Consider the following 26,266-nt stretch of genomic DNA (forward strand, 5'->3'; position numbering starts at 1 on the left):
GCTGACACCCGACTACTCGCCCCACCCGCCCCGCTCGCGGCGGGAACGCCGACGGCCCGGAGGACACTGTCCCCCGGGCCGTCGGCGTCCGTCAGCGCGCGTCGCGGCGGCGGCGCGTCACTCCGAGCGCGAGCGCTCCGCCGGCGAGCAGGGCGAAGGCCGCCGCGGCGGTCCAGCCCGTCTCGACGCCGGTGCTCGCGAGTCCCGAGCCGGTCCGCGGAGGAACGGCGCCGGCCGGAGCGGGAGCCGGCGTGCGGGTCGGCTCGGCCGTGGGGTGCGCAGTGGGCTGCGCGGTCGGCGCCGTGGTCGGCTCAGCCGTCGGCGCCACCGTCGGCTCGACAGTCGGTCCCGGGGTCGGCACCGTCCCCGCCCCGAACACGGACTCCGCGGAGCCGAGCGATGCGAGCACCGTCTCGCCGTTCGCGTCGTCCACGCCGTCGTTGTCGGTCACCGCGAACACCTCGCCGGAGCCGGTGATCCCGAGGCCCTCGAGCTTCTCCTGGGTCCAGCCGTTCCCGGCCTGCAGCGCGGGCAGCACGTCGACCGCGAGCGTCTTCTCGAGCATCGGCAGCGTCTCGCCGACCGCCGCGCCCGCCTCCGTCGGCAGCGGCACCGTGTACACGGCCTTCAGCGCGGCGTCCGGCCCGTTGAGCTTGTCGCGCTCGATCACCGCGAGCGTGCCCGCGGGGGTCAGCGTGATCTCCGAGAGCCCGTTCCAGTCGCCGTCCGCCCCGGACACGGCCTCCAGCGGGTAGCCGAAGAAGCTCCAGCTGTCGGCGGCGACGTCGTAGCGCCCGATCCGGACCACTCCGTCGGCGTCGATCGAGGCCTCGCGCTGCAGTGCCGTCCAGACGATCTCACCGGCGGCGCCGTCCTCGACGGTCACTCCCTCGAAGCCCTGCTTGCCCAGTGCGGAGGCGAGCTCCGCGGGCAGGGCGATCCGCTCGGTCACCGCGGCGTCCGCGTCGAGCCGCAGGAGCGCGTTGCCGTCGCCTGTCCCGCCCTCCGTCACGGCCCAGAAGCCGCCGTCGACGCGGGCGGCGATCCCCTCCAGATCCAGAGCGGCGGGCTCGCCGCCCTCGGTCACCGTGAGCGTCGAGTCGAGCAGCGCCGGCGAGACGGAGGTGTCGATCGAGTGGAGGGTGCTCGGCGCGTAGGCGCTGTCGGTCACCGCGTACAGGCGGTCGGGCGCCGCCGGGTCGGTCGAGAGGCCCGAGAGCGCGCCCCAGGGCAGCGGCGATCCGTCGACGTCGGCCGACAGCACGGTCGGGAACGCGGGGGCGGAGGCGCCGAGCGCGTAGAGCTGCACGCTCGCGCGGACGGCGGCCTCGGCGTCGTCGGTCTCGCTCGAGACGACCAGCAGGTCGCGCTCGGGCAGGGCGAGCAGCCCCTCCGGGCCGGGCGTCGACGGCAGCGCCTGCACGAAGCGCGGCGCGGTCGGCTCCGACACGTCGTAGACGGCCACGAAGTTCGCCCGCTCGGCGCCGACGAACACGTAGGGGACGCCGTCGAAGGTGGCCGAGAGCAGGCCCTCGGGCTCGGAGCCCTTCGCGTCGGAGCGCTTGTCCGGGTAGAGCCCGAGGCGCACCGCGAGGTGGTCGAACGAGTTCCCGGCGTCCCACTGCACGGCCCCGGTCGCGGCGTCGAGGATCGACCAGCCGCGCGTGCCGCCCTTCCAGTCGCCCTCGTTCGCGATCGCGACGTGGTCGTCGCCGACCCAGCCGATCGCGTCGGGCTCGCGCGGGACGTCGGTGATCGAGCCGGTCAGCGAGATCGAGTCGTCGTCGAGCGTGTCGATGCCGCTGACGGAGGCGGTGCCCGCGGTGTACGAGGCGGTGACGGAGCGGGTGGCCAGGTCGACGATCGCGACGGCGTTGTTCTCCTGCAGCGTCACGGCGACGGCCGTGTCGGCCGGGTTGATCGAGACGTACTCGGGCTCCGGGTCCGACGGGGTGTCGAGGCCGGCGAGACCGGTGAGGTCGACGTGCTCCGGCACCCAGGCGGAGGGGTCGCCCGCGAGGTCCATCACCACGAGCTCCCCGGCGGGCGCCTGCGGGAGGTCGCCCTCCTCGCCGCCCTCGCGGGCGAGGTCCTCGTCGCGCTGGTTCTCGATCGCGATGACCGCGGTCGAGCCGTCGGTGGTGACGTCGATGGAGTCGGGCTGGCCGCCGAGCTCGATGCTCGCGACGGGCGCGAGGTCGTCGGCGTGCAGCACGCTGACGTGGCCGGAGGGGTTCGCGAAGTCGCCGTCGCTCGTGTCGACCACCGCGAGGACGTACTCGCCGGTCGCGTAGACCGAGGTCGGCTCGCCGCCCACGCCGACGCCGCCGAGCGGCTCGGGGGAGTCGGGGTCCGAGATGTCGAGGACGTCGATGCGCTGCCCGGCGGAGTCCGTCGAGTAGACCAGGCGGCCGTCGGGCGACGCGCTCGAGATCTCGGCGACGGCGGAGTCGGCGGACGGGTCGGCCGCGTTGAGGTAGGCCGGCACCGTGGCGATGCGGGTGAAGAAGGAGTCGCCCGCGGCGGAGGCGGGCAGGGCCGCGGCTCCGAGGGTGCAGCCGGCGAGGGTGACGGTGAGGGCGAGGGCGGCGGTGCGGGTGCGGGTATGACGAGAGGACACGGGTCTCCTGAGCGGCTTCGAAGGAACCCGCCCACGCTGGCCGCCCCCGGTGAACGCGCCGCCGCCCGCAGGTGTCCGCCCGGCGAACGCGCGGTGGCGGAGCCGCGACCGGGCGGGGGTCTCGAGACGCCGGCACGGACGCCTCGAGATCCGCCAGGCGGCGTGGTCAGCGCGCGAGGCCCTCCGCGGCCGAGCCCCAGGAGCCGAGGGCCGCGCGGACGCGCTCGTCGCGCGCGAGCGTCAGCGCCTCCGCGTACCCCTCCTCCAGCACGTCGTCGAGCCGCACCCGCGCGCCCGTCTCGGAGGAGCGGACCGCCGCCTCCACCATCGCGAGGCTCCGCACGTTCGAGTGCACCTCGCCCGAGGGCACCGCCCCCGAGCCCAGCACCCGCACGAACTCCGCGAGCGAGCCCGCGATCTCCTCGGGCACGGGCTCGAGCGTGGCGGTCCGCACCGCCTCCGACTCGCGCGACTGCCACTCCGGAGCGCCGTCGCCGTCCCAGTGCGCGGTGCCGCCGGCCCCGTTCACGCGCCAGTCGCCGTTCCACGAGGTCTCGAGGCCGTCGGCGCACCAGCTGCCGGTGTAGCTGAAGCGCACTCCGCCGGCGAACTCGAACACGGCGCTCGCCGCGGCTCCGTCGGCGTACCAGCTCCAGCCCGGGTTGTACTCCTCGCAGTAGACCGCGACCGGGTCGCTGTCGAGCAGGTACCGCGCCGCGTCGAAGGCGTGGATCGCCATGTCGACCAGGAGCACGTGGTCCATCTCGTCGCGGAAGCCGCCGAAGCGGGGCGCCTTTGCGAAGTGCACGGAGGCGGTGCCCAGCTGCCCGAGCCCGGCGATCTGCTCGCGGAAGGCGGTGATCGCCGCGTAGTAGCGGCGCGACTGGCTGGTCATCAGGAGCCGGCCCGAGGCCTCGGCCGTCGCCGCGAGCACCAGCGCCTCGGCGATGGTCGGCGCGATCGGCTTCTCGGAGAGCACGGGCAGCCCGGCGAACAGCGCCTCCGAGCTGACGGGCAGATGCGCCCGCGGCACGGTCACGTTGACCACGGCGTCGGCGCCGGAGCGCGCGGCGACCTCGGCGACGGAGGTGCCGACCGCGACCGGGCCGACCCCCTCCTCCTCCGCGGCAGCCGTGGCGAGGTCGACGTCGAGGTCGACGAGGCCGACGAGCTCGGCGTCCGGGGAGTCGCGGATGGTGCGGATCCAGGCGCGGCCCATCGCGCCGGCGCCGACCTGGACGAGGCGGACCGTCATCGGACGAGCGCTCCCTCGTAGTCCTGGCCGTTGTGGAAGTCCTCGGTCTCGTAGCGCTGCAGCACCGGGAGGCTGCGCTCGGGGCGCGAGGAGCGCACCCACTCGACGCCGTTCGCGATCACGCGGCGCACCTCGGCCTGGTGGTAGACGGGGTAGTCCTGGTCGCCGGGGGAGAAGAAGAAGATGCGCCCGTGGCCGCGCTTCCAGGTCATGCCGGAGCGGAAGACCTCGCCGCCCGTGAAGGTCGAGAGGAACACGAGCTCGTCGGGCGCCGGCACGTCGAAGAACTCGCCGTACATCTCCTGCCGGGGGATCACGAAGGGGTGCGGGATCCCCTGGGCGATGGGGTGCGTGGGATCGACGGTCCAGACCAGCTCGCGGTCCTGCTCCGAGCGCCAGCGCAGCGTGCAGGTGGTGCCCATGAGCTTGCCGAAGATCTTCGACCAGTGGCCGGAGTGCAGGACGACGAGGCCCATGCCCGAGAGGACGTGGCGCTGGACGCGCTCGACGATCTCGTCGGAGACGTCGCCGTGGGCCATGTGGCCCCACCAGACGAGCACGTCGGTGGCGTCGAGGACGTCCTCGGTGAGGCCGTGCTCGGGCTCGTCGAGCGTGGTGGTGGAGACGGAGGCGCGCTCGCCGAGGTTCTCGCGGATGCCGTCGGCGATCGTGCTGTGCATGCCGTCGGGGTAGATCGCGCGGACCTTCTCCTCGATCTGCTCATGGCGGTTCTCGCCCCAGACGAGGACGCGGACGGGGGAGGAGGGTGTGGTCACGGTGTTCCTTCTTCGACGGTGGAGACGGTGCGGCAGTGGGCGGCCCGACACGGGGTTAACCGCTTTACCGGCCGCGTCTCCTAGGATGCGGGAGACGTCCGCCCCGCGTCAACCACGGCCGGGCGGCGCGAGCGGAGGAGGCGCGGTGGCCACGATGAGGGACGTCGCGCGCCTCGCGGGGGTCTCGATCGCGACGGTCTCGTTCGTGGTCAACGACACCAAGCCCGTCTCGCCCGAGACCCGCGAGCGGGTGCGGGCGGCGATGCGCGAGCTCGGCTTCCGGCCGCACGCCCTGGCCCGCGGTCTCGCGCGGCGCCGCTCCGGGATCGTCGCGGTCGTCTATCCGCTCGTGTCGAGCCGGCCGCTCAACACCGCCACCTCGTTCCTGCTCGGAGCCGCCGAGGCCGCGGCGGAGCAGGACCACTCGATCGTCCTGTGGCCGACGGTCGGCGGCTCCGACCGCCTCGCCGACCTGCGCGCCGACGGCCTGATCGACGGCGTCGTGCTGATGCAGGTCACCAGCGAGGACGAGCGCGTGCCGGTCCTTCGGGACTCCGGCACGCCCTTCGCCCTCATCGGGCGCACCCGCGACCCGTCCGCCCTCGACTGGGTCGACATCGACTTCGAGGGGATGGTCGAGGAGGCGCTCGGCCGGCTCGCCGGCCTGGGGCACGCGCGGGTGGCGCTCGTGCTCGGCCCGGACCGCGACGCCGCGGCCGACTTCGGCCCCTATGCGCGCACCCAGGAGGCGTTCGCGCTCGCCTGCGCGGCCCGCGGCGTCGAGGGCGTGCTGCTGCGCTGCGAGGAGTCGCCCGCCGGTGGCCGCACCCTCGCCCGCTCGTTCGACCCCGCCTCCGCGACCGCCGTGGTGATCGTCAACGGGGGCGCCGCCGTCGGGTTCGCGCACGAGGTGCGGCACCGCGGGCTGCGCGTGCCCGAGGACCTCTCGATCGTCCTGCTCGCCTCCGACCCCGACGTCGCCGACCTGGCCGACCCGGCACTCGACCTGCTCGTCGCGCCCGGCCGCGAGCTCGGCCGCCGCGGAGTGGAGGCGCTGCTCGCCCGCCTCGCCGACCCGGCGGCGCCGCTCCTCCAGGAGCGCATCGGCGGCCCGTGGCGCCCCGGCGGCTCGGTCGCCCCTCCGCGCTGACGGCCGGCGCCCCGGGAAGCCCCGGGAGCGCGCGCTACGGCACGATCGAGTCGATGTAGCCGCCGTCGACGCGCACGGCGGCGCCCGTGGTGGCCGAGGCGAGCGGGGAGGCGAGGTACGCCACCATGTGGGCGATCTCCTCCGGCTCGATGAGGCGCTTCAGCAGCGACTGCGGCCGGTGCAGGCGCATGAACTCGCGCTGCGCCTCCTCCCACGGGAGCTCGCGGTCGACCAGCTCGTAGACGAAGTCCTCGACGCCGCCCGTGTGGGTCGGCCCGGCGAGCACGCTGTTCACCGTCACCCCGGTGCCGGCGGCGGCCTTGGCGAAGCCGCGCGAGACGCCCAGCAGCGCGGTCTTCGACACTCCGTAGTGGATCATCTCGGCGGGCGTGACGACGGCGGAGTCGCTGCCGATGTAGAGGACGCGGCCCCACTCGCGCTCCATCATCCCGGGGAGGTAGGCGCGGGTCAGGCGCACGCCGGTGAGCACGTTGACCTCGAAGTAGCGGCGCCACTCGGCGTCGTCGATGGAGAGCGCATCGGCGGAGCCGAAGATCCCGAGGTTGTTGACGAGCACGTCCACGTCGGCGGCCGCCCGCAGGAGGGAGGCCGTGCCCTTCTCCGTCGACACGTCGGCCGCGACTCCGCGCACCCGCGCCTCCGGCACCGCCGCGCCGACGGCCTCGATCGCCCGGCGGATCGACCGCTCGGAGCGGGCGTTCACGATCACCTCGGCGCCCGCCTCCGCGAGCGTCGTCGCGATGGCCAGCCCGATGCCCTGCCCCGAGCCCGTGACGAGGGCCGTGCGCCCGGTGAGATCCAACCCGATCATGCTGCTCCGCTCCGCGCTGCCGCCCGCCGGCCGCGCTCGGGGTCGAGCATGCCACCGAGCCCTGACATCCGGCCCGCTTCCGGCTGAGGACGCCCGCGGGTCGCCGCGGCATCGCTCGGAACGGCGGAGACCGTTGCCAACCGGACACTCGTGCGTTACGGTCTAATCAATCGGCAATACGTATTACCCGCGGGTAGTAGGCCGATGACCCAGACTGTCGACGAGGACGAGGCGGACGCGTGACCCCGATGCAAGCAGATGTCGCCGTGATCGGCGGCGGCCTCGGAGGAGTGGCGGCGGCGATCGCCCTCGCCCGCAACGGCCTCTCGGTCGTGCTGACCGAGCAGTACACGTGGCTGGGCGGCCAGCTCACCTCGCAGGGCGTCCCGCCGGACGAGCACACCTGGGTCGAGCAGTTCGGCGTCACCGCCGACTACCGGCGCCTCCGCGACGGCATCCGCGGCTACTACCGCCGCAACTACCCCCTCACCGCCGAGGCGATGCGCGACGACCGCCTGAACCCCGGCCGCGGACTCGTGAGCCGGCTCTGCGCTGAGCCCCGAGTGGCCGTCGCCGTGCTCGACGAGATGCTCGCCCCCTACCGCTCGAGCGGAGCGATCCGCGTCGTCACCGGCGTCGTCCCCTTCGCCGTCGACGGCGGCCCGGGCCGGATCGAGCGCGTCCTGCTGCGCGACGCGGTCTCGGGCGAGGAGCTCGCCGTCTCCGGACGGTACGTGGTCGACGCGACCGAGACGGGGGAGCTGCTCCCCCTCGCGGAGGTCGACTACGTCACGGGCTCCGAGTCGCGCGACGAGCACGGCGAGCCCAGCGCTCCCGCCGTCGCCGACCCGATGAACGTGCAGGCCGTCACCTGGTGCTTCGGCTTCGACAGCGCGGACGGCGACCACACCATCGAGCGCCCGGCCGACTACGACTACTGGCACGAGTACGAGGTGCCCTTCTGGGGCGGGAAGCTCCTCTCCTTCACCGCGCCGAACCCGAGGACGCTGCGCCCCGAGACCCGCACGATGCACGTCAACGCCGTGGGCGACACCCGCACCGCGGACCAGCGCGCGCAGGGCGGGGACACCGACCTCTGGATGTTCCGCCGGATCCTCGCGACCGAGACCCTCCGACCGGGCGCGCTCGACAGCGACATCGTGCTCGCGAACTGGCCGATGCTCGACTACCTCGACAGCTCGATCCTCGACGTGCCGGAGCCGGAGAAGCACCTCGCCGGCGCCCGCGCGCTCTCGCTGTCGTACTTCTACTGGCTCCAGACCGAGGCGCCCCGGCCCGACGGCGGCCGCGGCTGGCCCGGGCTCCGGCTCCGCGGCGACGTGATGGGCACCGCCGACGGCCTCGCGCAGGCCCCCTACATCCGCGAGTCCCGCCGGATCCGCGCGCTCACCACGGTGCGCGAGCAGGACGTCTCCGTCGCCGCCCGCGGGACGGGGAGCCCCGCGCGCTTCGACGACTCCGTCGGCGTGGGCATGTACCGGATCGACCTGCACCCGACCACCGGAGGCGACAACTACCTCGACGTGGAGTGCTCGCCGTTCGAGATCCCGCTCGGCGCCCTCGTGCCGCGCACCCCGACGAACCTTCTGCCCGGGGGCAAGAACATCGGGACGACGCACATCACCAACGGCGCGTACCGCCTCCACCCCGTGGAGTGGAACATCGGCGAGGCCGTCGGCGAGCTGGCGGCCCTCGCCCTCGCCGAGGACCTGTCGCCCCACGAGATCGCCGCCGACCCCGCCCTCGTCGCCCGCCTGCAGGCGAGGCTCGAGTCGCGCGGCGTAGAGACCCACTGGCCCGACGTCGTCGGGTACTGACCGGGAACACCGAGAAGACCATTGGAGAAAGAGAGACGATGAGACCAGCGAAGAAGCTGATGGCCTCGCTCGCCGCAGTCGGAGTGATCGCCGCCCTCTCGGGCTGCGGCGCCGCCGGCGGCGGGGACGACTCAGCACCCGTCGCTCTGAGGATGTCCGTCTGGACCTCCGACGAGAAGCAGCTCGCCCTGTTCGACTCGATGGCCGACGAGTACATCGCCGACCACCCCGAGATCGAGTCCGTGACCTTCGAGTCCCTCCCGTTCGCGGACTACAACTCGACCCTGACCACGCAGGCCGCGGGCGGCAACGCCCCCGACCTCGCCTGGGTGGGCGACATCGCGAAGGATCTGATCGACGCCGGAGCACTCGCTCCGCTGACCGAGACCTTCGAGGGGACCGAGGGCTACGAGTACGACGACATCCTGCCCAGCGTGGCGCAGTCGTTCAGCCAGGACGGCGAGCTCTACGCGTACCCGTTCTCCAACTCGCCGTTCGCGCTGTACGTGAACCAGGACCTCATCGCGCAGGCCGGGCAGACCGTCGACCCCGCGACGCTCAGCTGGGAGGACGTCGACCGCATCGGCGCGGCCGTCAACGAGTCGACCGGCAAGGCCGGCTACATCATCCGCGACTTCGACTTCTCGGGCTGGCTGAGCCTCGCGAACCTCTGGGCGGGCTGGGGAGCCCAGCCGTGGAGCGACGACGGGACCCAGTGCACGATGGACTCGCCCGAGATGGTGGAGGCGTTCCAGTTCTTCCACGACTCGGTCTACGTCAGCGGCGCGACCCCCGGACCCGGCGTGACGGCGGACTTCTTCGCCGGCGACGCCGCGTTCACGACCGCGCAGGTCTCGCGGGCGAGCCTGCTCGACGGCTCGTTCCCGTTCGAGATCTACCCGCTGCCCGTCGGCCCCGCCGGCGAGTACGGCAACATCGGCCAGGCCGGCATGGCCGCGCTCGCAGGCGGCGACCACGTGGAGGAGGCGACCGGCTTCCTCTCGTTCATGACCAACCCGGAGAACTCCGCCAAGCTCGCGCAGTTCTTCCCGCCGCCCCGCGAGTCGCTGCTGTCCGGTGAGGAGCTGGCGAAGGTCAACACCCGCCTCAGCGCCGAGCAGCTCGACCGCGTCGTGGTCGACGAGCTCGCCGACGTGTCCGCCACCCCTCCGGTGACGAGCCCCGCCGAGATCACCTCGGTCGGCAAGACGGCGCTGGACCGCATGTGGTCGGCCGATGCCGACGTCGCCGAGGTGCTCGGAGGCGTCTGCGACGCCATCGCGCCCGTCCTCCAGGGGAAGTGATCCCGTGACCGCGACCTCGACGGACAGCCGCCGATCCGCTCCCGCCGGCGCCTACTGGAACCTCCGGCGCCGCGACGCGCTCGCCGGCTGGCTCTTCATCGCGCCCCAGCTGCTCGGTGTGATCGTGTTCGTGCTGCTGCCCGTCGGGCTCGCGGTCTGGTTCAGCCTCAACGAGTGGAACGTCTTCACCGGCTCCATGACCTTCGTGGGCGGCGAGAACTACGAGCGGGCGATCAACGACCCGAGCATCGGCGCGGTGCTCGGCACGACCGCGGTCTTCTCCGGGGGAGTGGTCGTCCTGAACCTCGCCCTCGGGCTGGGCCTGGCCGTGCTGCTGAACCGGAGGATCCCGGGCGGCGCCCTGTTCCGCACGCTCTTCTTCTCGCCCGTCGTCATCTCGGTGGTCGCCTGGACCCTCGTCTGGGGCTTCCTCCTCCAGGACAACGGCGCGATCAACGGCCTGCTCTCGCTGGTCGGCCTCGACGGGCCGAACTGGCTCCAGGAGGGACCCACCGCGATGGCGAGCGTCATCGTCACGCAGGTCATCCGCAGCGTCGGCGTCAACATGGTGCTCTTCCTCGCCGCGCTGCAGGGGGTGCCGGGCGACCTCTACGAGGCGGCCCGGCTGGACGGCGCGAGCCCCCGCGCGATCTTCTTCCGGATCACGCTCCCGCTCATCTCGCCCACCCTGCTCCTCACCGCCATCCTCACGATCGTCGGCTCGCTGCAGGCGTTCGCGCAGGTCGCCGTCCTGACCGAGGGCGGGCCGGAGCTGTCGACGACAGTGCTCGTCTACTACGTGTTCCAACAGGCCTTCGAGTTCAGCGACATCGGCTACGGCGCGACGCTCTCGCTGATGCTGCTCCTCTTCGTCCTGATCCTCACGGTCGTGCAGTGGCAGCTGCGCAGGAAATGGGTCTTCTATGAGAACTGACGCCGTCGTCGAGCAGGGGACCCCGCTCACGCCACGCCTCGAAGCCGTCCCGGAGCCGCCCGTCAAGCGCCGCCGCGGCCGCAGCCCGCTCATGACCGCCCTGCTCGTCGTGACGCTGATCCTGCTCGTGCTGCCGTTCGCGGTGCCGACGTTCTGGATGATCGCCTCGTCGTTCAAACCGGTGAACGAGATCTTCTCGAACCCGCCGACCCTGCTGCCGGACTCGCCGAGCCTGGCGGGCTACGCCGAGGCGTTCCGGTTCCAGCCGTTCGCGCTCCAGTACTGGAACAGCCTCTACATCGCGGTCACGGTCACCGTGGTCACGCTGCTGGTGTCGAGCCTGGCCGGCTACGCCTTCGCCCGGATCCCGTTCCCAGGCCGCAACGCGGTGTTCCTCGTCGTCCTGACCGGCCTGCTGGTGCCGACGGAGGTGACGATCATCCCGCTGTTCCAGATCTTCCGGCAGCTCGGCTTCATCGACACCCACGTGCCGCTGCTGCTGGTGCCGATGGTCGGAGCGCCGGCGGTGCTGGGCACGTTCATCATGCGGCAGTACTTCATCGCGATGCCCGGCGAGCTCGAGGAGGCCGCGCGCCTGGACGGCCTCGGCCGCTTCGGGATCTGGCGGCGCATCTTCCTGCCGCTGTCCAAGCCCGCGCTGTCGGCCGTCGCGATCCTGACCTTCCTCGGGTCCTGGAACATGTACCTCGAGCCGACGGTCTACCTGACCTCACCCGAGCTCTTCACCCTGCCCCAGGCGCTCACCCGCTTCACCGACGCCTACGGCGGGGAGATGTGGGACGTGCAGCTCGCCGCGGCGACGATGACGGTCGTGCCGGTGCTGGCCGTGTTCCTCCTCGCTCAGCGGCAGTTCGTGGAAGGGCTCGCGCACTCCGGTCTGAAAGGCTGACCCGGTGTTCACGGATCGCCCCCTCGCCGCCCTCCGCGAGTTCCGTGCGGAGGTCGCGGAGCCCGACGACTTCGACGCCTTCTGGCGGGCCACCCTCGCGCTCGGGCGGGAGGGCGGCCCCGGCGTCAGCGCCGCGCCGGTCGACGCGGGCCTCCCGCTGGTGCGGGTGCGGGACGTGCGGTTCCCCGGCTTCGCGGGCGAGCCGATCGCCGCCTGGCTGGTGACCCCCGCGGTCGACCCGGGCGCCCCGCTCCCCGTGGTGATCGAGTACCCCGGGTACGGCAGCGGACGGGGCCGTCCGATCGAGCACCTCTGGATCGCCGCCGCCGGGTACGCGCACCTGGTCGTCGACGCGCGAGGCCAGGGAGCCGGACGCCTCGCCCGCTCCGGAGCCACCCCCGACCCCCACGGCAGCGGACCCGCGTACCCCGGGGTCACGACCCGCGGCATCGAGTCGCCCGAGACGTACTACTACCGGCGCATGATCGCGGACGCGGCGCTCGCCGTCGACGCCGTGGAGGCGCTCCCCGGGCTGGACCCGGACCGAGTGTCGGTCTTCGGCGGCAGCCAGGGCGGAGCGCTCGCGACCGCCGCGGCGGCGCTGCGCCCCCGGGTGCGCGCCGCGATCGCCCTGGTGCCCTTCCTCTCCGACGTCCTCCGCGCCACGACCGTCACGAACGAGGCGCCCTACGTGGAGATCGCCCGCTACCTGGCGACCCGCCCCGAGGACCTCGACGCCGTCGAGCGGACCCTCTCCTACGTCGACGGCGTCCACTTCTCGCGGCGCCTGGGCTGCCGGGTGCACCGCTCGGTCGGCCTGATGGACCCGATCTGCCCGCCCTCGACGGTCTTCGCCTCCCACAACGTCTCCGGCGGCGAGACGTCGATCGACGTGTGGCCGTACAGCGGGCACGAGGGCGGCGGGGTCGGCGACCGCGAGCGGGCGCTGGAGGTGCTGCGGGAGGTCCTCGGGTGACCGCGCGGGCGTGACCCCGCGTCTCAGGACGCCGGCGCCTCCTCCATCCCGAGCCGCATCGCCAGGTCCATGGCGCGCAGGCGGGCCGGCGAGACGTCGTAGGGCAGGCTCCGGATGATCTCGCCGGCGCTCCGGGCGCGGGAGCCCTGTGCGGGATCGGGGGCCGGCGCGGGGTCCTCGGGCGGGTGCGCCTCGTCCCACGCGTCGAAGATCGCCTCGTCCTCCTCGAGCTGACCGGACTCCTCGACGACGCGCATCAGCCGGGCCTCGAAGGCGTGCCGCTCCCGCGCCACCTGCTCCACCCGGGGGTCGTCCTCGGCGACCGTGTCGTGGAGGGCCTCCTCGGCGGCGTCGACGCGGTCGGCCTCCGCCCGCAGCGCCGGATCGGCGGCGAGGACGACGAAGCGGCCGGCCTGGGACACGGCACCCAGCGGGCCGAACATCCGCTCGGTGACCAGCAGGGTGTCGAGGTCGGCCTGGCGCAGCGAGCCCTCGGGCGCACCCTCGAGGCGGCGCGAGACGATGTCGTCGAGCAGCCCCAGCCGGCCGCCGAGGGTCCGCATGCGCCGGACCGAGGCCCGCTTCCGCTGCAGCTCCTCCTCCTGCGCGGCGAGCGCGTCGTCCAGCCGCGCGAGGACGCCCGCGACCTCGTCCTCGCGGTCGGCGCTGTCCTCGGCGCCGGCCGGGGCTGCGACGGCGAAGGCGTCCCGGATGTCCTCGAGCGCGACCCCGGCGTCGGCCAGGCGGCGGATCCAGAGCAGCCGGATGATGTCGTCGTAGCCGTAGCGCCTGCGGCCGTCTCCGCCCCGCTCGCGCTCGGGGAGCAGGCCGAGCCGGTGGTAGTGGCGGATCGCCCGCGGAGTGACGCCGGCGAACGCGGCGGCGTCGCCGATCTGCACCTGGCGGGGCGGGGCGGGGAACGACTGCATGAGGGACCTCTCCGATCGGGACGGTGTGCATCGAGCAGACCACATGACGCAGGGGCAGGAGCAAGCCGGCCCGGCCTGCTCCCGCCCCGCGTCCCCTCGCGCTCAGCGCGCCAGGCGCACCGTCGCGATCTCGAACGGACGCAGCTCGAGGCGCACGTCGGCCGACTCCGCCTCGACGGAGCTCTCGATGCGGACCTGCTCGGTCGGGCGCTCCATCAGGTCGGTGCGGGTGACCGCCCGGACGGCGAAAGCGGCGCGGAGGGTCGCTGCGGCGCGGCGGCCGAGCGACTCGTAGAGCCGCACGATCACGTCGCCGCTCCCGTCGTCCGCCGCCTTCACGGCCTCGACGATGACCGAGGGGTCGTCGATCGACACCAGGGGAGCGACGGGCGCGGCGCCGGTGAGCCTGCGGACCGGGGTGTTCAGCGCGTAGCCGGCCTCGACGGCGTCGGGCAGCTCGGCGCCGACCACGAGCGAGACGGCGAGGCGGTGGCGGCCCTGGTCGGCGTCCGGGTCGGGGAACAGCGGCGCGCGCAGGAGCGAGAGCCGGACCGTGGTCGTCGGGGTGCCGGCCGCGGCGCGGTCGCGGGTGATGTCGTGCCCGTAGGTGGAGTCGTTGACGACCGCGACGCCGAAGCCCGGCTCGCCGACGTGCACCCAGCGGTGCGCGACGGTCTCGAAGCGGGCGGCGTCCCACGTCGTGTTCACGTGGGTCGGGCGGTGCACGTGGCCGAACTGGATCTCGGACGTCGCCCGGTCCGAGAGCAGGTCGAGCGGGAAGGCGAGCTTGAGCAGCTTGCGGCGCTCGTGCCAGTCGATGTCGAGGTCGAGGTCGACGGCCGCCCGGCCGATCTGCAGCGAGACGGTCTGCACGACCGTGGAGCCGCCGAACGAGCGGGTGATCACGACCGTCGGCACCTCGCGGCCGAGCGGGTCGCTCACGGTGCCGGCGCGGACCGAGTCGACGCCGACGAGGTCCTCCACCGTGCGGCGGTAGTTGTCGTCGAGGTCCCAGGCGTCCCACTTGTTCGGGGTGTCGCGGTGGAGCTGGAGGAGCCCCGCGGCGGCGCCGGCGGGCACGACCTCCCGGCCGCTCGCGAGGTCCACGACCGACTCGAGGAGTCCGGAGGCGCCGATCCGCACCCGGACGAGCCCGTTGTCGAGCACGTGGGCGTCGCCGTCGGAGCGGAGCGTCGGGGCCGAGTGCTCCGCGGCGGGGTCGGCCGCGGCCGCGCCGAGCGCCGGCACGCCCCCGACGGCGAAGGGGGAGGAGTTCACCAGCAGCTCCGCGGAGCCCTCGCCGGCGAGGGCCCGGACGGCCTCGGCGATCATCTCCTCGATCCGCTGCGCGATGCGGGCGTAGTTCTCCTCCGCCTCGCGGTGCACCCAGGCGATGGAGGTGCCGGGCAGGATGTCGTGGAACTGCTGCAGGAGGACCGTCCGCCACATCTCGCGCAGCTCGTCGGCCGGGTACAGGACCCCGGCGCGGACGAGGGCCGTGGTCGCCCACAGCTCGATCTCGCGGAGCAGGTGCTCGCTGCGGCGGTTGCCCTGCTTGGTGCGCGCCTGCGACGTGTAGGTGCCGCGGTGGAACTCGAGGTAGAGCTCGCCCGACCAGGTGGGCGCGTCCGGGTACTCGGCCTGCGCCTCCTCGAAGAAGCGGCGGGGCGTGGACAGCTCGACGGTCGGCGAGCCCTCGAGGCTGCGCGTGCGGCGGGCGGCCGCGATCATCTCGCGGTTGGGGCCTCCTCCGCCGTCGCCGTAGCCGAAGGGCACGAGCGACATGGTGCCGCTGCCCTTCTCGGCGTACTGGCGCTCGGCGCGGGCGAGGTCCTCGCCTGAGAGGTCGGAGTTGTAGAGGTCGACGGGCGGGAAGTGCGTGAACACGCGGGTGCCGTCGATGCCCTCCCACCAGAAGGTGTGGTGGGGCATCGTGTTGGTCTCGTTCCACGAGATCTTCTGCGTGAGGAACCAGCGCCCGCCTGCTCCGGCGATGATCTGCGGCAGTGCGGCGGAGTAGCCGAAGGAGTCCGGGAGCCAGACCTCCTCGGTGTCGATCCCGAACTCGTCGAGGAAGAAGCGCTTGCCCTCGAGCAGCTGGCGCACGAGCGCCTCGCCGCCGGGCATGTTCGTGTCCGACTCGACCCACATCCCGCCGACCGGCACGAAGCGGCCCGCGAGCACGTGGCCGCGGACGCGCTCGAACAGCTCCGGGTGGTCGCGCTTCAGCCACGCGTACTGCTGCGCGGAGGAGGCGGCGAAGACGAAGCCCTCCTCGCGCTCGATCAGATCGCAGACGTTCGAGAAGGTGCGGGCCACCTTGCGGGCGGTCTCACGGGCGGGCCAGAGCCAGGCGGAGTCGATGTGGGCGTGGCCGACGGCGTGAAGGTGGTGCGCGCTGGCCGAGGCGGGGCGCTCGAGGACGGTCCGCAGCGCCTCCCGGCAGGCGGCGGCGGTGCCGGACACGTCGTCCGGATCGAGGACGTCGACGGCGCGGTCGAGGGCGCGGACGATCTCGGCGCGGCGCTGGGAGGACTCGGGCAGCTGCCCGATCAGCCCGACGAGCACGGCCATGTCCTGCTCCAGCTCCCAGACCTCCCGGTCGAGCAGTCCGAGCTCGAGGCGTCGGAGGCGGTAGAGCGGGTCGGACGGCAGGGCGCCGTCGGCGGGGCGGCCGCCGAGCGCCGTGGGGGTGAAGGACCAGTCGCCGGTGATGTTCGGGTTGGCGGCGGCCTCGATGTAGAGCTCGACCGTGCGGTCGCCCGCCTCGCGGCCGGGCAGCCGGTCGAGCGGGACCGACTGGTTGAACGGCTCGACGGCCTTCACGACCGTGCCGGTCGCGGTGAAGACGAGCCCCTCCGCCTCGAAGCCGGACTGGGCGCCGGTGTAGCCGAGGTCGACGACGAGCTCGGGCTCGCAGCCGTCGACGCCGACCCAGGAGGCGGGGATCTCGCCGCGCACGTGGAACCACACGGTGCCCCAGGGGGCGCCCCACGGCTCCCCGATGCGGGCGGGCGCGTAAGACGCGGCCCGCGCCTGGTCGAAGGGGACCGGCTCGCCCGGAGCGGTCCACGACTCGATCCCGAGCGGCTCGACCGCCCGGTGGATCGCCGGCCGGAGGCTCTCGGCGCGGAAGCGGGCGATGCGGGCTTCGATGCGGGTGCTGTCGTCATGCATGCGTTCTGGTGCTCGTTCCGTGTGCGGTGGGGGAGGGCGGCGGCGCGGAGGGCGCCGCCGCCCGGGGTCAGGAGGCGATGACGACGCGGTGCCCGTCGGGGAAGACGGCCACCTTCCGCCAGGTGTCGCCGGAGCGCTCCCAGCCCTCGTTGACCTGCCCGGCCGGAGGGGTCGGGATGGTCTCGGGGGCGCGGGCGACCGTGGTGTAGCCGGCCGCGCGCTCCACCCGGCCGCGGCCGAGCTCGAACGAGGTCAGGCGTCCCTCGTCGACGATCAGCGAGCCCTCGTCCACTCCCGCGGCGCCGCGCTCGATGAACGGGTTCACGAGGCGCGTCTGGGAGGAGTCGCTGCCCAGCACGATCGCCTTCTGCTGCGGGAAGCGGCCGAGGCTGAGCCCGTAGAAGCCGCCGAGGACGGTGAGGTTGCGCACCTCGAAGTCCGCTCCGCCGTTCGTCAGGCCGACGCCGAGGCAGTTCGCGCCCGAGGTCGGGAAGAAGTTCGGGTTCACGATCATGTGGCTCGTGCCGGCCTCGATCAGCACCTCCCAGCCGTCGCGGGAGCCCTCCGAGCGGAAGTTGATCAGGGTCAGGCCGGAGTTGACCGAGCGCCGGTTCTCGTTGCGGATCGACCGGAGGCCGACCGTGCCGCCGATGGCCTGGCAGTCGAGCAGCGTCATGTTCGTCGGCGCGAGGAGGAAGCCGCCGAGGCCGGGGCTGATCGCCTCGACGTTGGTCATCGAGCCGCCGATGGAGGCCTTGCCCGAGTCCTCCACGCCCCAGCCGGCGGGGGCGACGATCTTGATCTTGTTCCAGGAGTTGGCGTACGAGTACTCGTCGTCGACGCCCGAGACGAAGGTGGCGCGCTCGCGGAAGATGCCCGACTTGCCGGTCTTCTGGATCCACAGGTTGCGGAACTCGCAGTTGACCAGCGAGCGCAGCGACATCCCGTGGCCGCCGGAGGGCGTGCCCGTCATCTCGAAGTCGGCGAGGACGACGCCGGTGGCCTTGTTGTTGTTGGCGGGGCCTGCCGCGTCGCCGGTCTGGCCGGAGACGGTGAAGATGTCGCGGGTCGAGCCCTCGATCTGGACGATCCTCGTCTGGCGCATGCCGGCGCCGACGATCTTCGGCCCGGCGTAGCCGTAGGGCGGCCCGTTCTCGGGCTGCACCGGGTAGCCGCGGTAGTCGACCGCGAGGCCCGTCACCCGGATCTCGCCGGCGGGCAGCGACACCTCGCCGCCCGGAGCGGTCATCGCCTTGTCGATGGCCGCCTGCACCGCGCGGGTGTTGTCGGCGCCGGCGCGGTCGTCCCAGCGGAACTCCTTGTCGAGCGGCGAGATCGGCCCCTCGGTGACGCTCAGGCGCTTCTTCTGCCCGGGAGCGTCGGCCGGGGGCGCGGCGGCGGCCGGAGTGGCGGCGCCGACGGCCCCTGCCGCGCCGGCGAGGGCGGCGGCGCCCCCGGCGAGGAAGAGGCGGCGAGAGTTGTCGGGCCTGCGCTGCGGATCGTGCTCGGGCTGCTGATCGGGCTTGTGCTGCCGATCGGGCCTCGGGGAGGCCGTGGTCTGGTTGTCTGGGTCTGCGGGATTCATCATCGTCGACGTTCCGCCCTCTCTCGCCCCGGATGGGCGTACGGCGATCCTTCGTCATCGGTAGCCTGAGGTCAAGACGTAATACCTATTACCAGGATGAAGCGGGGGTGTCCGGGTGCCGCGGATCACGCAGAAGGACATCGCGCGTCTCGCGGGAGTCAGCCAGACGACGGTGTCGTTCGTGCTCAACGACAAGGGCGAGCAGCTCGCCCGGGTCCCGGAGGCGACGCGGGCGCGGATCCTCAAGGCGATCCAGGAGACGGGGTACGTCGCCGACCCCATCGCGCGCCGCCTCAAGCAGGTCGGCACCGGCATGATCGGCGTCTACACCTACGAGAGCCTGTTCCCGCTCGACCGCGAGGACTTCTTCCACCCGTTCCTCGCCGGCATCGAGGAGGAGGCGCAGAACCGCGACATCGACCTCCTCCTGCTGACCAGCGGCCGCGTCGGCGGCCGCCGCGGCGGCCTGAGCGGCGGCACCACCCGGCTGCGCCTGGCCGACTCCTGCATCCTCCTCGGGCAGCACATGCCCCGTGAGGAGCTCGAGTTCCTCAACGCGAGCGGCTTCTCCTTCGTCAGCGTCGGCCGCCGCGACGACGCCGGCGGGCCCGTGCCCTACGTGGCCGCCGACTACGCGTCGATCGTCCGCGAGCTGATCTCCTGCGCACGCGCCCTCGGCCACACCCGCTTCGCCTACGCCGGCCACGGCGAGGGCGTCGAGTCGTACACCGACCGCATGGCCGGCGCGCGGGCCGAGCTCGGCGACGGCTTCCTCCACCTCGTCCCGGGGCCGGAGGCGTCGCCGCGGGAGTGGATCCGCCGGATCGCCGCCGAGGGCGTCACGGTCGTCCTCGCCGAGCAGGAGGAGCAGTTCGTCCTCCTGCAGGAGGCCGCCGAGGCCGAGGGGGTGGCGGTGCCGGGCGACCTGTCGCTGGTGTCGCTCTCCGGATCGGCCGACCGCACCGGCTGGCAGGCCGGCTTCGAGCTGCCCCGGCGCGACATGGGGCGCCGCGCCGTGCAGATCCTGATCGAGGGCGACCCCGCGCGACGGGAGCAGCAGCTCCTCCGCTGCACGCTCGTCGACGGCGCCTCCCTGGCCGCGGCCCCGGCCTGACCGGCCGGCCCTGACCGCTCAGCCCTGAACGGCCGGCCGGGCTCAGCCCGAGTGGTGGCGCCCGATCGGCAGCACCAGCGGCGTCCGCGAGACCGGGTCCTCGATCACGCGCGACTCCATCCCGAACACCGCGCGCACCGTCTCCGGCGTCACCACCTCGGCGGGCGTGCCCGAGGCGTACAGGGCTCCGTCGCGCACGGCGACGAGGTGGTCGGCGTAGCGGGCGGCGAGGTTGAGGTCGTGCAGCACGATCACGATGGTCGTCCCGCGCGAGCGGTTGAGGTCGGTGAGCAGGTCGAGCACCTCGACCTGGTGCGACACGTCGAGGTAGGTCGTCGGCTCGTCCAGGAGGAGCACGTCGGTCCGCTGGGCGAGGGCCATCGCGATCCACACCCGCTGGCGCTGCCCGCCCGAGAGCTCGTCCACGGGGCGGTCGGCGAGCTCGAGCGTGCCGGTGTCGCGCAGCGCCTCCTCGACGATCGCGTCGTCGTCCGATCCGGAGCCGCGGCCGAAGAGGCCCCGATGCGGGTAGCGGCCCCGGGCGACCAGGTCCGAGACGGCGATCCCCTCCGGCGCGATCGGGGTCTGCGGCAGCAGCCCCACCTGCTGCGCGACCTGGCGCGTCGGGAGCCGGTGGATCGCGCGCCCGTCGAGCAGGACACTCCCCGAGCGCGGGGTGATCAGCCGCGCCATCGCGCGCAGGAGCGTCGACTTGCCGCAGGCGTTCGCGCCGACGATCACCGTGATCCGGCCGGGCGGCACGGCGAGCGAGAGCCCGTCGACCACGACGCGCTCGTCGTAGGCGAGGGTGACCGCGTCGGCGGCGAGGGTGGGCGGGGCGTCGGTCACAGGGAGCCTCCGGAGCGGTTGCGGCGGGCGAGGACCCAGAGCAGGAAGGGCGCGCCGAGGGCGCCGGTGACGACGCCGACCGGGAAGCGCGCGCCCGAGAACAGCGCGCCGACGACGTACTGGGCGAGCAGGTCGGCGGCGAGCACCACGACCGCGCCGACCAGGGCGGAGGGAATCAGCAGCGTGCGCGCGCTCGGCAGGATCCGCCGCGCGATCGGCCCCGAGACGAAGGCGACGAACGCGATCGGGCCGGTGGCGGCGGTCGCGACGGCCACGAGGCCGACTCCGACCGCGAGCAGGGCCAGCCGGCTGCGCCGCACGTCGAGCCCGAGCGCGGTCGCCGACTCGTCGCCGAGCTGCAGCACGCCGAGCCGGCCCGAGAGCAGCAGCGCCAGCGGCACCAGCACGAGCATCGTCAGCGCGAGCGGCGGGACGGAGGGCCAGGCGGCCGAGTTGAGGCTGCCGGTCAGCCAGCGCAGCGACTCCTGGACGTCCTCGAAGTCGGCGCGGGTCTGCACGTAGGCGATCACGCTCTGGAACATCGCCGCGACGCCGATGCCGATGAGGATCAGCCGCGCCCCGATCACTCCGCCGCCCTCGGCCAGCCCGGCGATGATCAGGGCCGTCGCGAGCCCGGCCGCGACCGCGATCACCGAGACCGCGCCGCCCGAGAGCCCGAAGAACGCGATCGCGACGACGGCCGCCGCGCTCGCCCCCGACGTGATGCCGATGATGTCGGGGCTGGCGAGGGCGTTGCGCAGCATCGTCTGGAAGATCACGCCGCCCATCCCGAAGCCCACGCCCACCAGGACGGCCGTGATGGTGCGCGGCAGCCGCAGCGTGCCCACGGTGAAGGAGGCGCCCGGCACGGTCTCGCCGAGGATCACGCGGACGACCTCCGGCACCGAGTAGACCGTGCTGCCGACCGTGAGCGAGACGACGACGAGCGCCAGCACGAGCACCGCGAGGACCGCGCAGCCGATGACCGTGCGCCGACGGCGCAGCGTGCGGCCGGCCGCGATGCCGACCGCGGCGGGCGCCTCCGCGGTCCTCACAGCGCCCGCACCTTCGAGCGGCGCACGATCGCGATGAGCACCGGGGCGCCGATCAGCGCGGTCACGATGCCCACCTCGACGTCGCTCGGCCGGGCGACCACGCGGCCGACCACGTCGGCGACGAGCAGCAGCAGGGCGCCGAGCAGAGCGGAGGAGGGCAGCAGCCAGGCGTGCGCGGGGCCGGTGACGCGGCGGGCGAGGTGCGGGACGACCAGGCCGATGAATCCGATCGGTCCGGCGATCGCGGTCGCGGCGCCGCAGAGCAGCACGGCCGCGAGCCCCGCGACCAGGCGGATGCGCCCCACGCGCCGGCCGAGGCCGGTCGCCAGGTCGTCGCCGAGCGCCAGGGCGTCGAGCCCTCGCGCGCTGGAGAGGGCCAGAACCGCGCCGACCGCGAGGAACGGGAGGACCTGCAGGATGCTCGCGGTCTCGGCGCCGCCGACTCCGCCGACCTGCCAGAAGCGGAAGCGGTTCAGCGTGGTCTCCTGGGTGAGCAGGACCGCGCTGATGAGGGAGGTGAGCGCGGCGGCGGTGGCGGCTCCGGCGAGGGCGAGCTTCAGCGGAGTGGCGCCCTCGCGGCCGAGCGAGGCGACCGCGTAGACGAACGCCCCGGCGGCGGCGGCTCCGAGGAACGCGAGCCAGATGAACTGCGGCAGGCTCGTCGCGCCGACCCCGGCGATCCCGAGCACGACCGCGAGCGAGGCGCCGGAGTTGAGGCCGAGGATGCCCGGATCGGCGAGCGGGTTGCGGGTCAGGCCCTGCATCACGGCTCCGGCGAGCCCGAGCGCGGCGCCGACCAGGATCGCGAGGACCGTCCGCGGCACCCGCCCCTGCACCGCTGCGTCGACGATGGACGCCGGATCGGGCGAGGTCAGCGCCGGCCAGATCTCGCCGAGCGGGATCTCGCGGGAGCCGTACACGAGCGAGAGGACCGAGGCGACGGCCAGCGCGACGAGGGCGACCGCCAGCGCGGTCGCCCTCGTCTTCCGGGTGGGTGCGGTGCGGGTCACGACACCTTGTCGGCGGCCGCGGCGAGGCCGGCGGTGTACTCGTCGAGCACCCACGGGATGCTGAGCAGGTTCGGCGACGAGGTGGCCATGGCGGCGGACGAGCCGTCCTCCAGCACGTAGACGGAGCCCCGCTCGACGGCCGGGATCTTGGAGAGCAGCGGGTCGGCCTGCAGTGCGGCGAGGGTCGTGTCGTCGCCGTAGACGACGAGCACGTCGGCGTCGAGCTGGTCGGCGTTCTCGGAGCTGATGGTGCCGCTGAACGCCTCCGAGTCGCCGGAGAGCTCGGCGACGCTCGGGGCGACGTCGAGCCCGAGGTCCTCGACGAACTTCACGCGCGCGTCGTTCGGCGTGTAGTAGGTGAAGGTGCTCGCGTCGGTCGGGTCGTACCAGCCGTACATGAACGTGGTGCCCGCGAGCTGCGGGTAGGACGCGGTGGTCTGCGTGATGTCGCTCTCGATCTCGCCGACCTTCGCGACGGCCTCGTCCTCGAGGCCCAGCGCGGCGCCGTCGAGCTTCGCGGAGTCCTGCCAGGTCGTGCCCCAGGGCAGGCCCGGGTAGGCGACGGTGGGGGCGATCTGGCTGAGGGTGTCGTAGTCCTGCCGGGTGATGCCGGAGTAGGCCGAGAGGATCACGGTCGGGCTGAGGTCCGAGATCGCCTCGAAGGGCACGCCGTCGGTCTCGTCGAACAGGGTCGGGGTCTCGGCGCCGGAGGCGTCGAGCGCCTCCTTCGTCCACACCAGCAGGCCGTCGCCGTCCTCGTCGCCGTAGGAGGCGCGGGTGAAGCCGACCGGGGTCACACCCAGCGCGAGCGCCACGTCCTGGTTGGTCCAGCTCGTCGCGACGACGCGGTCGGCCGACTCGACGGTGGTGCTGCCGAAGGCGTGGTCGACGGTGACGGGGAAGCCCTCGCTGCTCTCGGCGGCGCTGCTCTCGGACGTGCCCTCGGAGCCGGCGTCGGCTCCTCCCGAGCAGGCGGTGAGCAGCAGCGCGGCGAGGCCGAGCGAGGCGACGGCGGTCAGGCGGAGGGGGGTGCGAGTGGCGGGCACGGCGATCCTTCGAAGGGGGTGGTGTGGGTTGCGAAGGTTAACCTAACCTAACCGCCTGGACGGGGCCAGTGGCCGAGGGGATCAGCGGACGGGTCGCGCCTCCGCCGCCGCGTCCATCCGTCGCCCGCGGCCCGTGCCCGCCGCGGAGACGGGCCGCTGCTGACGGATCGATCGCGGGTGCGGCCCAGCGGGAGCATCGTTAGCGTGGAGGTCCGCGCCGATCGCCGGCGCCGAGGGGAGCCCCATGGATCAGACCGTCGAGATCGACGCCCGGGCGGAGGCCCTGCGCGCCGACCCCGAGAGCTTCGCCGCGATGGACGCGCTCTGGCGCAGCGTCTACGCCCTGCCGATGTGGTGCTTCATCGCGCGGGGGCCGGACGACGCGCCCACCCCCTTCGTCGGCGGCCTGGAGTCGGGGCCGATGGTCTTCGCCTTCACCACGGGGGAGCGCGCCCGCGCCGGGGCGCTGCACGCCGGCCTCTCCGACGAGGACGCGTCGCGCGTGCTGAAGGTGCCGATGCCGGCCGCGCTCGAGTGGATCGCGGCGATGGGGTCCTCCGGAGTCGCGGGAGTGGTCTTCGACCTGCCCCGCTTCGGGTACTTCGCGCCTCTCCAGAACCTGCTGCCGATGCGCGACTTCATGGCGGCGAACCCGCCGGCCTGAGCCCCGCCCCGTCGAGACCAGCGGATCCGCCGATACCAGCTGATCCGCAGGTTGTCGCCGCCCCGAACTGGTCACTGGACGACACTCGAGGATGGTGGGCCGGAGGCGCGCCCGTCCTCCGAGGACGAGGCCGGGAGACGCCGATGGGGAAGCTGCACTACGACGGATCGGTCGAGATCGACGTCGAGGACCGGGTGCTCGCCCACCTGCAGATCGTCCTCACCGCGAAGCTGCGCCGGGGGGAGTCGTGCCTGCTCACCTGGCGCGACGAGAACGGGATGAGCGACGGCCGCAGCGCGATCTGGCTGCACCCCTCGCACACGCTCCGCTACACCTACGCCGGCGGCCGCATGCCCCGCATCAACCCCGCCTGGATCTCGGCGCTCACCGATCTCGCGAACTCCGCCGGCGGCCTCCGCTTCGTCCCCGAGCCGCCGGAGCCCGTGCATCCCCCCGGCGGGAGCCCTCGCCGGTGACCGGCGGCCGGCCCCGTGCCCGGCCTCGGGCTCAGCAGCCGGAGTCGGCGGCGTCCGCGTCGAGCGCCGCCGCGGTGCCGAGCGCGATCAGCGACTGATCCGTCGCGACCGCGACCCTCGGGAAGCCGAGCGCTCGCAGCAGCCCGGCGCGCTCGCGGTCGCCCGCGTAGGCCCCGGCGCCCTTGCCCGCGCGCCGGGCCGCCGCGGCGATCCTCGGCAGCGGGTCGTCCGGACCGTCGGCGGCGAGCAGGTCGGACAGGTCCCGTCCGAGGCCGATCGCGAGGTCGAACGGGCCGACGAAGACTCCGCTCACGCCCGGCACCGCGAGGATCCGATCGACGGCGTCGAGGCCGGCCTGCGTCTCGATCATGACCCAGAGCGCGGTGCGCGCCTCGGCGGCCGACGGGGGAGCGGCGCCCCAGAGATCGGACATCGGCCCCCAGCTGCGGCGGCCGAGCGGCGGGTAGTGCGCGGCGCGGACGGCCGCGAGCGCCTCCTCGACCGTCTCGATCATCGGGACGACGACGACGTCCGCTCCGGCGTCGAGCGCCCTGCCGATCAGCGCGTCGGAGAGTCCGGCGACCCGGACGCCGACGGGCGGCCTCCCGCTCACGGCGCCGAGTGCGCGAAGGGAGGCGAGGACCGCGGCGTCGTCGAACGCGCCGTGCTGCGCGTCCAGGCACAGCCACGCGGGCCCGCCGCGAGCGATCTGCGCGACCGTCAGCGGCTCCCCGAGCCGGCACCACACCCCGTCGGCCCGTCCGTCTCCGAGAACCCGTTCCGCATCCACGGGTCCGATCCTCGCGCACGGAGCGCCGCCTAGGCGAGGACCGCCAGCGCCGTCGACAGGATCCCGAGGACGACGCCCGCCCCGAGCAGGATCAGCCCGGTCAGGCGCAGGGCCCGCACCGCGTCGCTCCACCGGTGCAGGCGGATGCGGATGCGGTGCGGATCCTCCTCGCGGTAGTGCACCTCCCGCTGGTCCGACCGCGTCGGCGTCAGCGGGTCCCCGGCGGACAGCGGACGCGACCGGACCTCGCCGGCCCGGGTCACCCAGTGCAGCGCGAGGGGCGGCCCCTCCTCGAGGTAGGCGGTCGTCGTCAGCCAGCGTCCGTCGATCAGCGCCGCGACGAACGCGGCGAGCAGGAACAGCACGCCGAGGGGGAGGGTGACCAGCGAGAGGGCCTCGGAGATCGTCTCCAGCATGCAGCGTCCCTCCGACCGGATCCGGTGCTGAGCGTACCGAGTCGGCGGCCGGCGCGTCCGCAGTGGGACGCGCCCCGCCGCCGAGCCCGCGGGCCTCAGCCCCAGGCGACCTCGAGGTCGACGACGAAGGTCACTCCGAAGCGGTCGCGCAGCATCCCGTAGAGGGGCGACCAGGCCGCCGGGGCCAGGGGCACGACTATCGCCGCCCCCTCCGAGAGGCCGTACCAGAGGCGGTGCAGCTCGTCGGCGTCGGAGCCGCGCAGCGACACGAACACCGGGATCGTGCCCGGGTCGTAAGCCGTGTGCGCGGGGACGTCGTACGCCATGACGCGGAAGCCGGCCTCGGAGACGACCTGGCCCCACATCAGCTGGTCGGCCTCGTCGGGCGCGGTGACAGCGTTCGCGTCCGCGTAGGACATCGCGTCGACCCGGCCTCCCGTGACCGAGGCGTAGAACTCCAGTGCCTCGCGGGCCTGTCCGCGGAAGTTGAGGTGGGTCGTCGTGGTGATGCTCATGGTGCGCTCCTCGCAGTCGTGCCGGGTCGATCACCCGGTGCCCCG

23 protein-coding genes are annotated in these 26,266 nt (G+C 73.6%); 9 read left to right on the top strand and 14 right to left on the bottom strand.

The features are described from left to right. Positions 1-91: 91 nt before the first annotated feature. The 3 genes from C5D09_RS14170 to C5D09_RS14180 form a co-directional block, all read right to left on the bottom strand. Complete coding sequence (locus C5D09_RS14170; RefSeq protein WP_104269603.1) at positions 92-2,620, bottom strand: esterase-like activity of phytase family protein; 2,529 nt, start codon at positions 2,618-2,620, stop codon at positions 92-94. 166 nt (positions 2,621-2,786) lie between these two features. After that, positions 2,787-3,875 (bottom strand): Gfo/Idh/MocA family protein, encoded by a 1,089-nt coding sequence (locus C5D09_RS14175; RefSeq protein WP_104267971.1) that lies wholly within the window; start codon positions 3,873-3,875, stop codon positions 2,787-2,789. Further along, positions 3,872-4,651 (bottom strand): ThuA domain-containing protein, encoded by a 780-nt coding sequence (locus tag C5D09_RS14180; RefSeq protein ID WP_104269604.1) that lies wholly within the window; start codon positions 4,649-4,651, stop codon positions 3,872-3,874. Before C5D09_RS14180 ends, C5D09_RS14175 begins: the two co-directional genes overlap by 4 nt. Before the next feature lie 154 nt (positions 4,652-4,805). Between C5D09_RS14180 and C5D09_RS14185 the strand changes: the two genes are divergently transcribed. Beyond that, the gene (locus C5D09_RS14185; RefSeq protein WP_258067017.1) at positions 4,806-5,801 is read left to right on the top strand and encodes a LacI family DNA-binding transcriptional regulator; all 996 of its coding nucleotides are present in this window, start codon (positions 4,806-4,808) and stop codon (positions 5,799-5,801) included. Positions 5,802-5,835: 34 nt separating this feature from the next. On the opposite strand, the gene C5D09_RS14190 is transcribed toward C5D09_RS14185, so the two are convergent. After that, positions 5,836-6,630 carry an SDR family NAD(P)-dependent oxidoreductase gene (locus C5D09_RS14190; protein WP_104227166.1) on the bottom strand — a complete coding sequence of 265 codons (795 nt, stop codon included), beginning with the start codon at positions 6,628-6,630 and terminating at the stop codon, positions 5,836-5,838. 251 nt (positions 6,631-6,881) lie between these two features. Here C5D09_RS14190 and C5D09_RS14195 point away from each other — a divergent pair, with 251 nt between their 5' ends. From C5D09_RS14195 to C5D09_RS14215, 5 genes are read left to right on the top strand one after another with little or no spacing between them, the layout of a single operon-like run. Further along, positions 6,882-8,471 (top strand): FAD-dependent oxidoreductase, encoded by a 1,590-nt coding sequence (locus C5D09_RS14195; protein ID WP_104269629.1) that lies wholly within the window; start codon positions 6,882-6,884, stop codon positions 8,469-8,471. A 38-nt stretch (positions 8,472-8,509) separates the two neighbouring features. Continuing rightward, positions 8,510-9,775, top strand: coding sequence for a sugar ABC transporter substrate-binding protein (locus C5D09_RS14200; protein ID WP_104224315.1), 1,266 nt, complete (start codon positions 8,510-8,512; stop codon positions 9,773-9,775). 4 nt (positions 9,776-9,779) lie between these two features. After that, the gene (locus C5D09_RS14205) at positions 9,780-10,709 is read left to right on the top strand and encodes a carbohydrate ABC transporter permease (protein WP_104234014.1); all 930 of its coding nucleotides are present in this window, start codon (positions 9,780-9,782) and stop codon (positions 10,707-10,709) included. Beyond that, a complete protein-coding gene (locus C5D09_RS14210) occupies positions 10,699-11,619 on the top strand; it encodes a carbohydrate ABC transporter permease (protein WP_244229554.1) in 921 nt (306 codons plus the stop codon). The genes C5D09_RS14205 and C5D09_RS14210 overlap by 11 nt, the downstream gene beginning before the upstream one ends. A 4-nt stretch (positions 11,620-11,623) precedes the next feature. Continuing rightward, positions 11,624-12,595, top strand: a complete 972-nt coding sequence (locus C5D09_RS14215; RefSeq protein WP_104269607.1) for an acetylxylan esterase — start codon at positions 11,624-11,626, stop codon at positions 12,593-12,595. 23 nt (positions 12,596-12,618) lie between these two features. On the opposite strand, the gene C5D09_RS14220 is transcribed toward C5D09_RS14215, so the two are convergent. The 3 genes from C5D09_RS14220 to C5D09_RS14230 form a co-directional block, all read right to left on the bottom strand. Further along, a complete protein-coding gene (locus tag C5D09_RS14220; RefSeq protein WP_104269608.1) occupies positions 12,619-13,524 on the bottom strand; it encodes a MerR family transcriptional regulator in 906 nt (301 codons plus the stop codon). 102 nt (positions 13,525-13,626) lie between these two features. After that, positions 13,627-16,701 carry a glycoside hydrolase family 38 C-terminal domain-containing protein gene (locus tag C5D09_RS14225; protein WP_104269609.1) on the bottom strand — a complete coding sequence of 1,025 codons (3,075 nt, stop codon included), beginning with the start codon at positions 16,699-16,701 and terminating at the stop codon, positions 13,627-13,629. Between the two features lie 67 nt (positions 16,702-16,768). Then, positions 16,769-18,289, bottom strand: a complete 1,521-nt coding sequence (locus tag C5D09_RS14230; RefSeq protein WP_104263296.1) for a hypothetical protein — start codon at positions 18,287-18,289, stop codon at positions 16,769-16,771. Between the two features lie 112 nt (positions 18,290-18,401). On the opposite strand from C5D09_RS14230, the gene C5D09_RS14235 reads away from it, so the two are divergent. Then, a complete protein-coding gene (locus C5D09_RS14235; RefSeq protein ID WP_104255943.1) occupies positions 18,402-19,400 on the top strand; it encodes a LacI family DNA-binding transcriptional regulator in 999 nt (332 codons plus the stop codon). Positions 19,401-19,442: 42 nt separating this feature from the next. Here the strand turns inward: C5D09_RS14235 and C5D09_RS14240 are convergent, their stop codons facing one another. From C5D09_RS14240 to C5D09_RS14255, 4 genes are read right to left on the bottom strand one after another with little or no spacing between them, the layout of a single operon-like run. Then, positions 19,443-20,249, bottom strand: coding sequence for an ABC transporter ATP-binding protein (locus tag C5D09_RS14240; RefSeq protein WP_104224308.1), 807 nt, complete (start codon positions 20,247-20,249; stop codon positions 19,443-19,445). Beyond that, positions 20,246-21,304: an iron chelate uptake ABC transporter family permease subunit gene (locus C5D09_RS14245; RefSeq protein ID WP_104269610.1), complete on the bottom strand. Its 1,059-nt coding sequence runs from the start codon at positions 21,302-21,304 to the stop codon at positions 20,246-20,248. The genes C5D09_RS14240 and C5D09_RS14245 overlap by 4 nt, the downstream gene beginning before the upstream one ends. Continuing rightward, complete coding sequence (locus tag C5D09_RS14250) at positions 21,301-22,314, bottom strand: iron ABC transporter permease (protein ID WP_104269611.1); 1,014 nt, start codon at positions 22,312-22,314, stop codon at positions 21,301-21,303. The genes C5D09_RS14245 and C5D09_RS14250 overlap by 4 nt, the downstream gene beginning before the upstream one ends. Further along, positions 22,311-23,360 carry an iron-siderophore ABC transporter substrate-binding protein gene (locus tag C5D09_RS14255; RefSeq protein ID WP_181027213.1) on the bottom strand — a complete coding sequence of 350 codons (1,050 nt, stop codon included), beginning with the start codon at positions 23,358-23,360 and terminating at the stop codon, positions 22,311-22,313. Before C5D09_RS14255 ends, C5D09_RS14250 begins: the two co-directional genes overlap by 4 nt. A gap of 244 nt (positions 23,361-23,604) precedes the next feature. On the opposite strand from C5D09_RS14255, the gene C5D09_RS14260 reads away from it, so the two are divergent. After that, positions 23,605-24,024, top strand: a complete 420-nt coding sequence (locus tag C5D09_RS14260; RefSeq protein ID WP_104224305.1) for a hypothetical protein — start codon at positions 23,605-23,607, stop codon at positions 24,022-24,024. Between the two features lie 143 nt (positions 24,025-24,167). After that, positions 24,168-24,500: an ATP-dependent DNA ligase gene (locus C5D09_RS14265; protein WP_104263292.1), complete on the top strand. Its 333-nt coding sequence runs from the start codon at positions 24,168-24,170 to the stop codon at positions 24,498-24,500. Positions 24,501-24,531: 31 nt separating this feature from the next. Here the strand turns inward: C5D09_RS14265 and C5D09_RS17585 are convergent, their stop codons facing one another. The 3 genes from C5D09_RS17585 to C5D09_RS14275 form a co-directional block, all read right to left on the bottom strand. Then, positions 24,532-25,290, bottom strand: coding sequence for an HpcH/HpaI aldolase/citrate lyase family protein (locus tag C5D09_RS17585; protein ID WP_159940053.1), 759 nt, complete (start codon positions 25,288-25,290; stop codon positions 24,532-24,534). 29 nt (positions 25,291-25,319) lie between these two features. Continuing rightward, positions 25,320-25,706 carry a hypothetical protein gene (locus C5D09_RS17590; RefSeq protein ID WP_181135059.1) on the bottom strand — a complete coding sequence of 129 codons (387 nt, stop codon included), beginning with the start codon at positions 25,704-25,706 and terminating at the stop codon, positions 25,320-25,322. A 95-nt stretch (positions 25,707-25,801) separates the two neighbouring features. Then, positions 25,802-26,221 carry a VOC family protein gene (locus C5D09_RS14275; RefSeq protein WP_104269613.1) on the bottom strand — a complete coding sequence of 140 codons (420 nt, stop codon included), beginning with the start codon at positions 26,219-26,221 and terminating at the stop codon, positions 25,802-25,804. Positions 26,222-26,266 lie beyond the last annotated feature (45 nt).

The sequence above is a fragment of the Rathayibacter sp. AY1C9 genome (genome assembly GCF_002932315.1).
Taxonomy (GTDB): Bacteria; Actinomycetota; Actinomycetes; order Actinomycetales; family Microbacteriaceae; genus Rathayibacter.

Coding starts and splice junctions, on each gene's coding strand:
- C5D09_RS14175 (WP_104267971.1), bottom strand. CDS start 3,875: ATGACGGTCCGCCTCGTCCAGGTCGGCGCCGGCGCGATGGGCCGCGCC.
- C5D09_RS14185 (WP_258067017.1), top strand. CDS start 4,806: ATGAGGGACGTCGCGCGCCTCGCGGGGGTCTCGATCGCGACGGTCTCG.
- C5D09_RS14195 (WP_104269629.1), top strand. CDS start 6,882: ATGCAAGCAGATGTCGCCGTGATCGGCGGCGGCCTCGGAGGAGTGGCG.
- C5D09_RS14200 (WP_104224315.1), top strand. CDS start 8,510: ATGAGACCAGCGAAGAAGCTGATGGCCTCGCTCGCCGCAGTCGGAGTG.
- C5D09_RS14210 (WP_244229554.1), top strand. CDS start 10,699: ATGAGAACTGACGCCGTCGTCGAGCAGGGGACCCCGCTCACGCCACGC.
- C5D09_RS14220 (WP_104269608.1), bottom strand. CDS start 13,524: ATGCAGTCGTTCCCCGCCCCGCCCCGCCAGGTGCAGATCGGCGACGCC.
- C5D09_RS14225 (WP_104269609.1), bottom strand. CDS start 16,701: ATGCATGACGACAGCACCCGCATCGAAGCCCGCATCGCCCGCTTCCGC.
- C5D09_RS14230 (WP_104263296.1), bottom strand. CDS start 18,289: ATGATGAATCCCGCAGACCCAGACAACCAGACCACGGCCTCCCCGAGG.
- C5D09_RS14260 (WP_104224305.1), top strand. CDS start 23,605: ATGGATCAGACCGTCGAGATCGACGCCCGGGCGGAGGCCCTGCGCGCC.
- C5D09_RS14265 (WP_104263292.1), top strand. CDS start 24,168: ATGGGGAAGCTGCACTACGACGGATCGGTCGAGATCGACGTCGAGGAC.
- C5D09_RS17590 (WP_181135059.1), bottom strand. CDS start 25,706: ATGCTGGAGACGATCTCCGAGGCCCTCTCGCTGGTCACCCTCCCCCTC.
- C5D09_RS14275 (WP_104269613.1), bottom strand. CDS start 26,221: ATGAGCATCACCACGACGACCCACCTCAACTTCCGCGGACAGGCCCGC.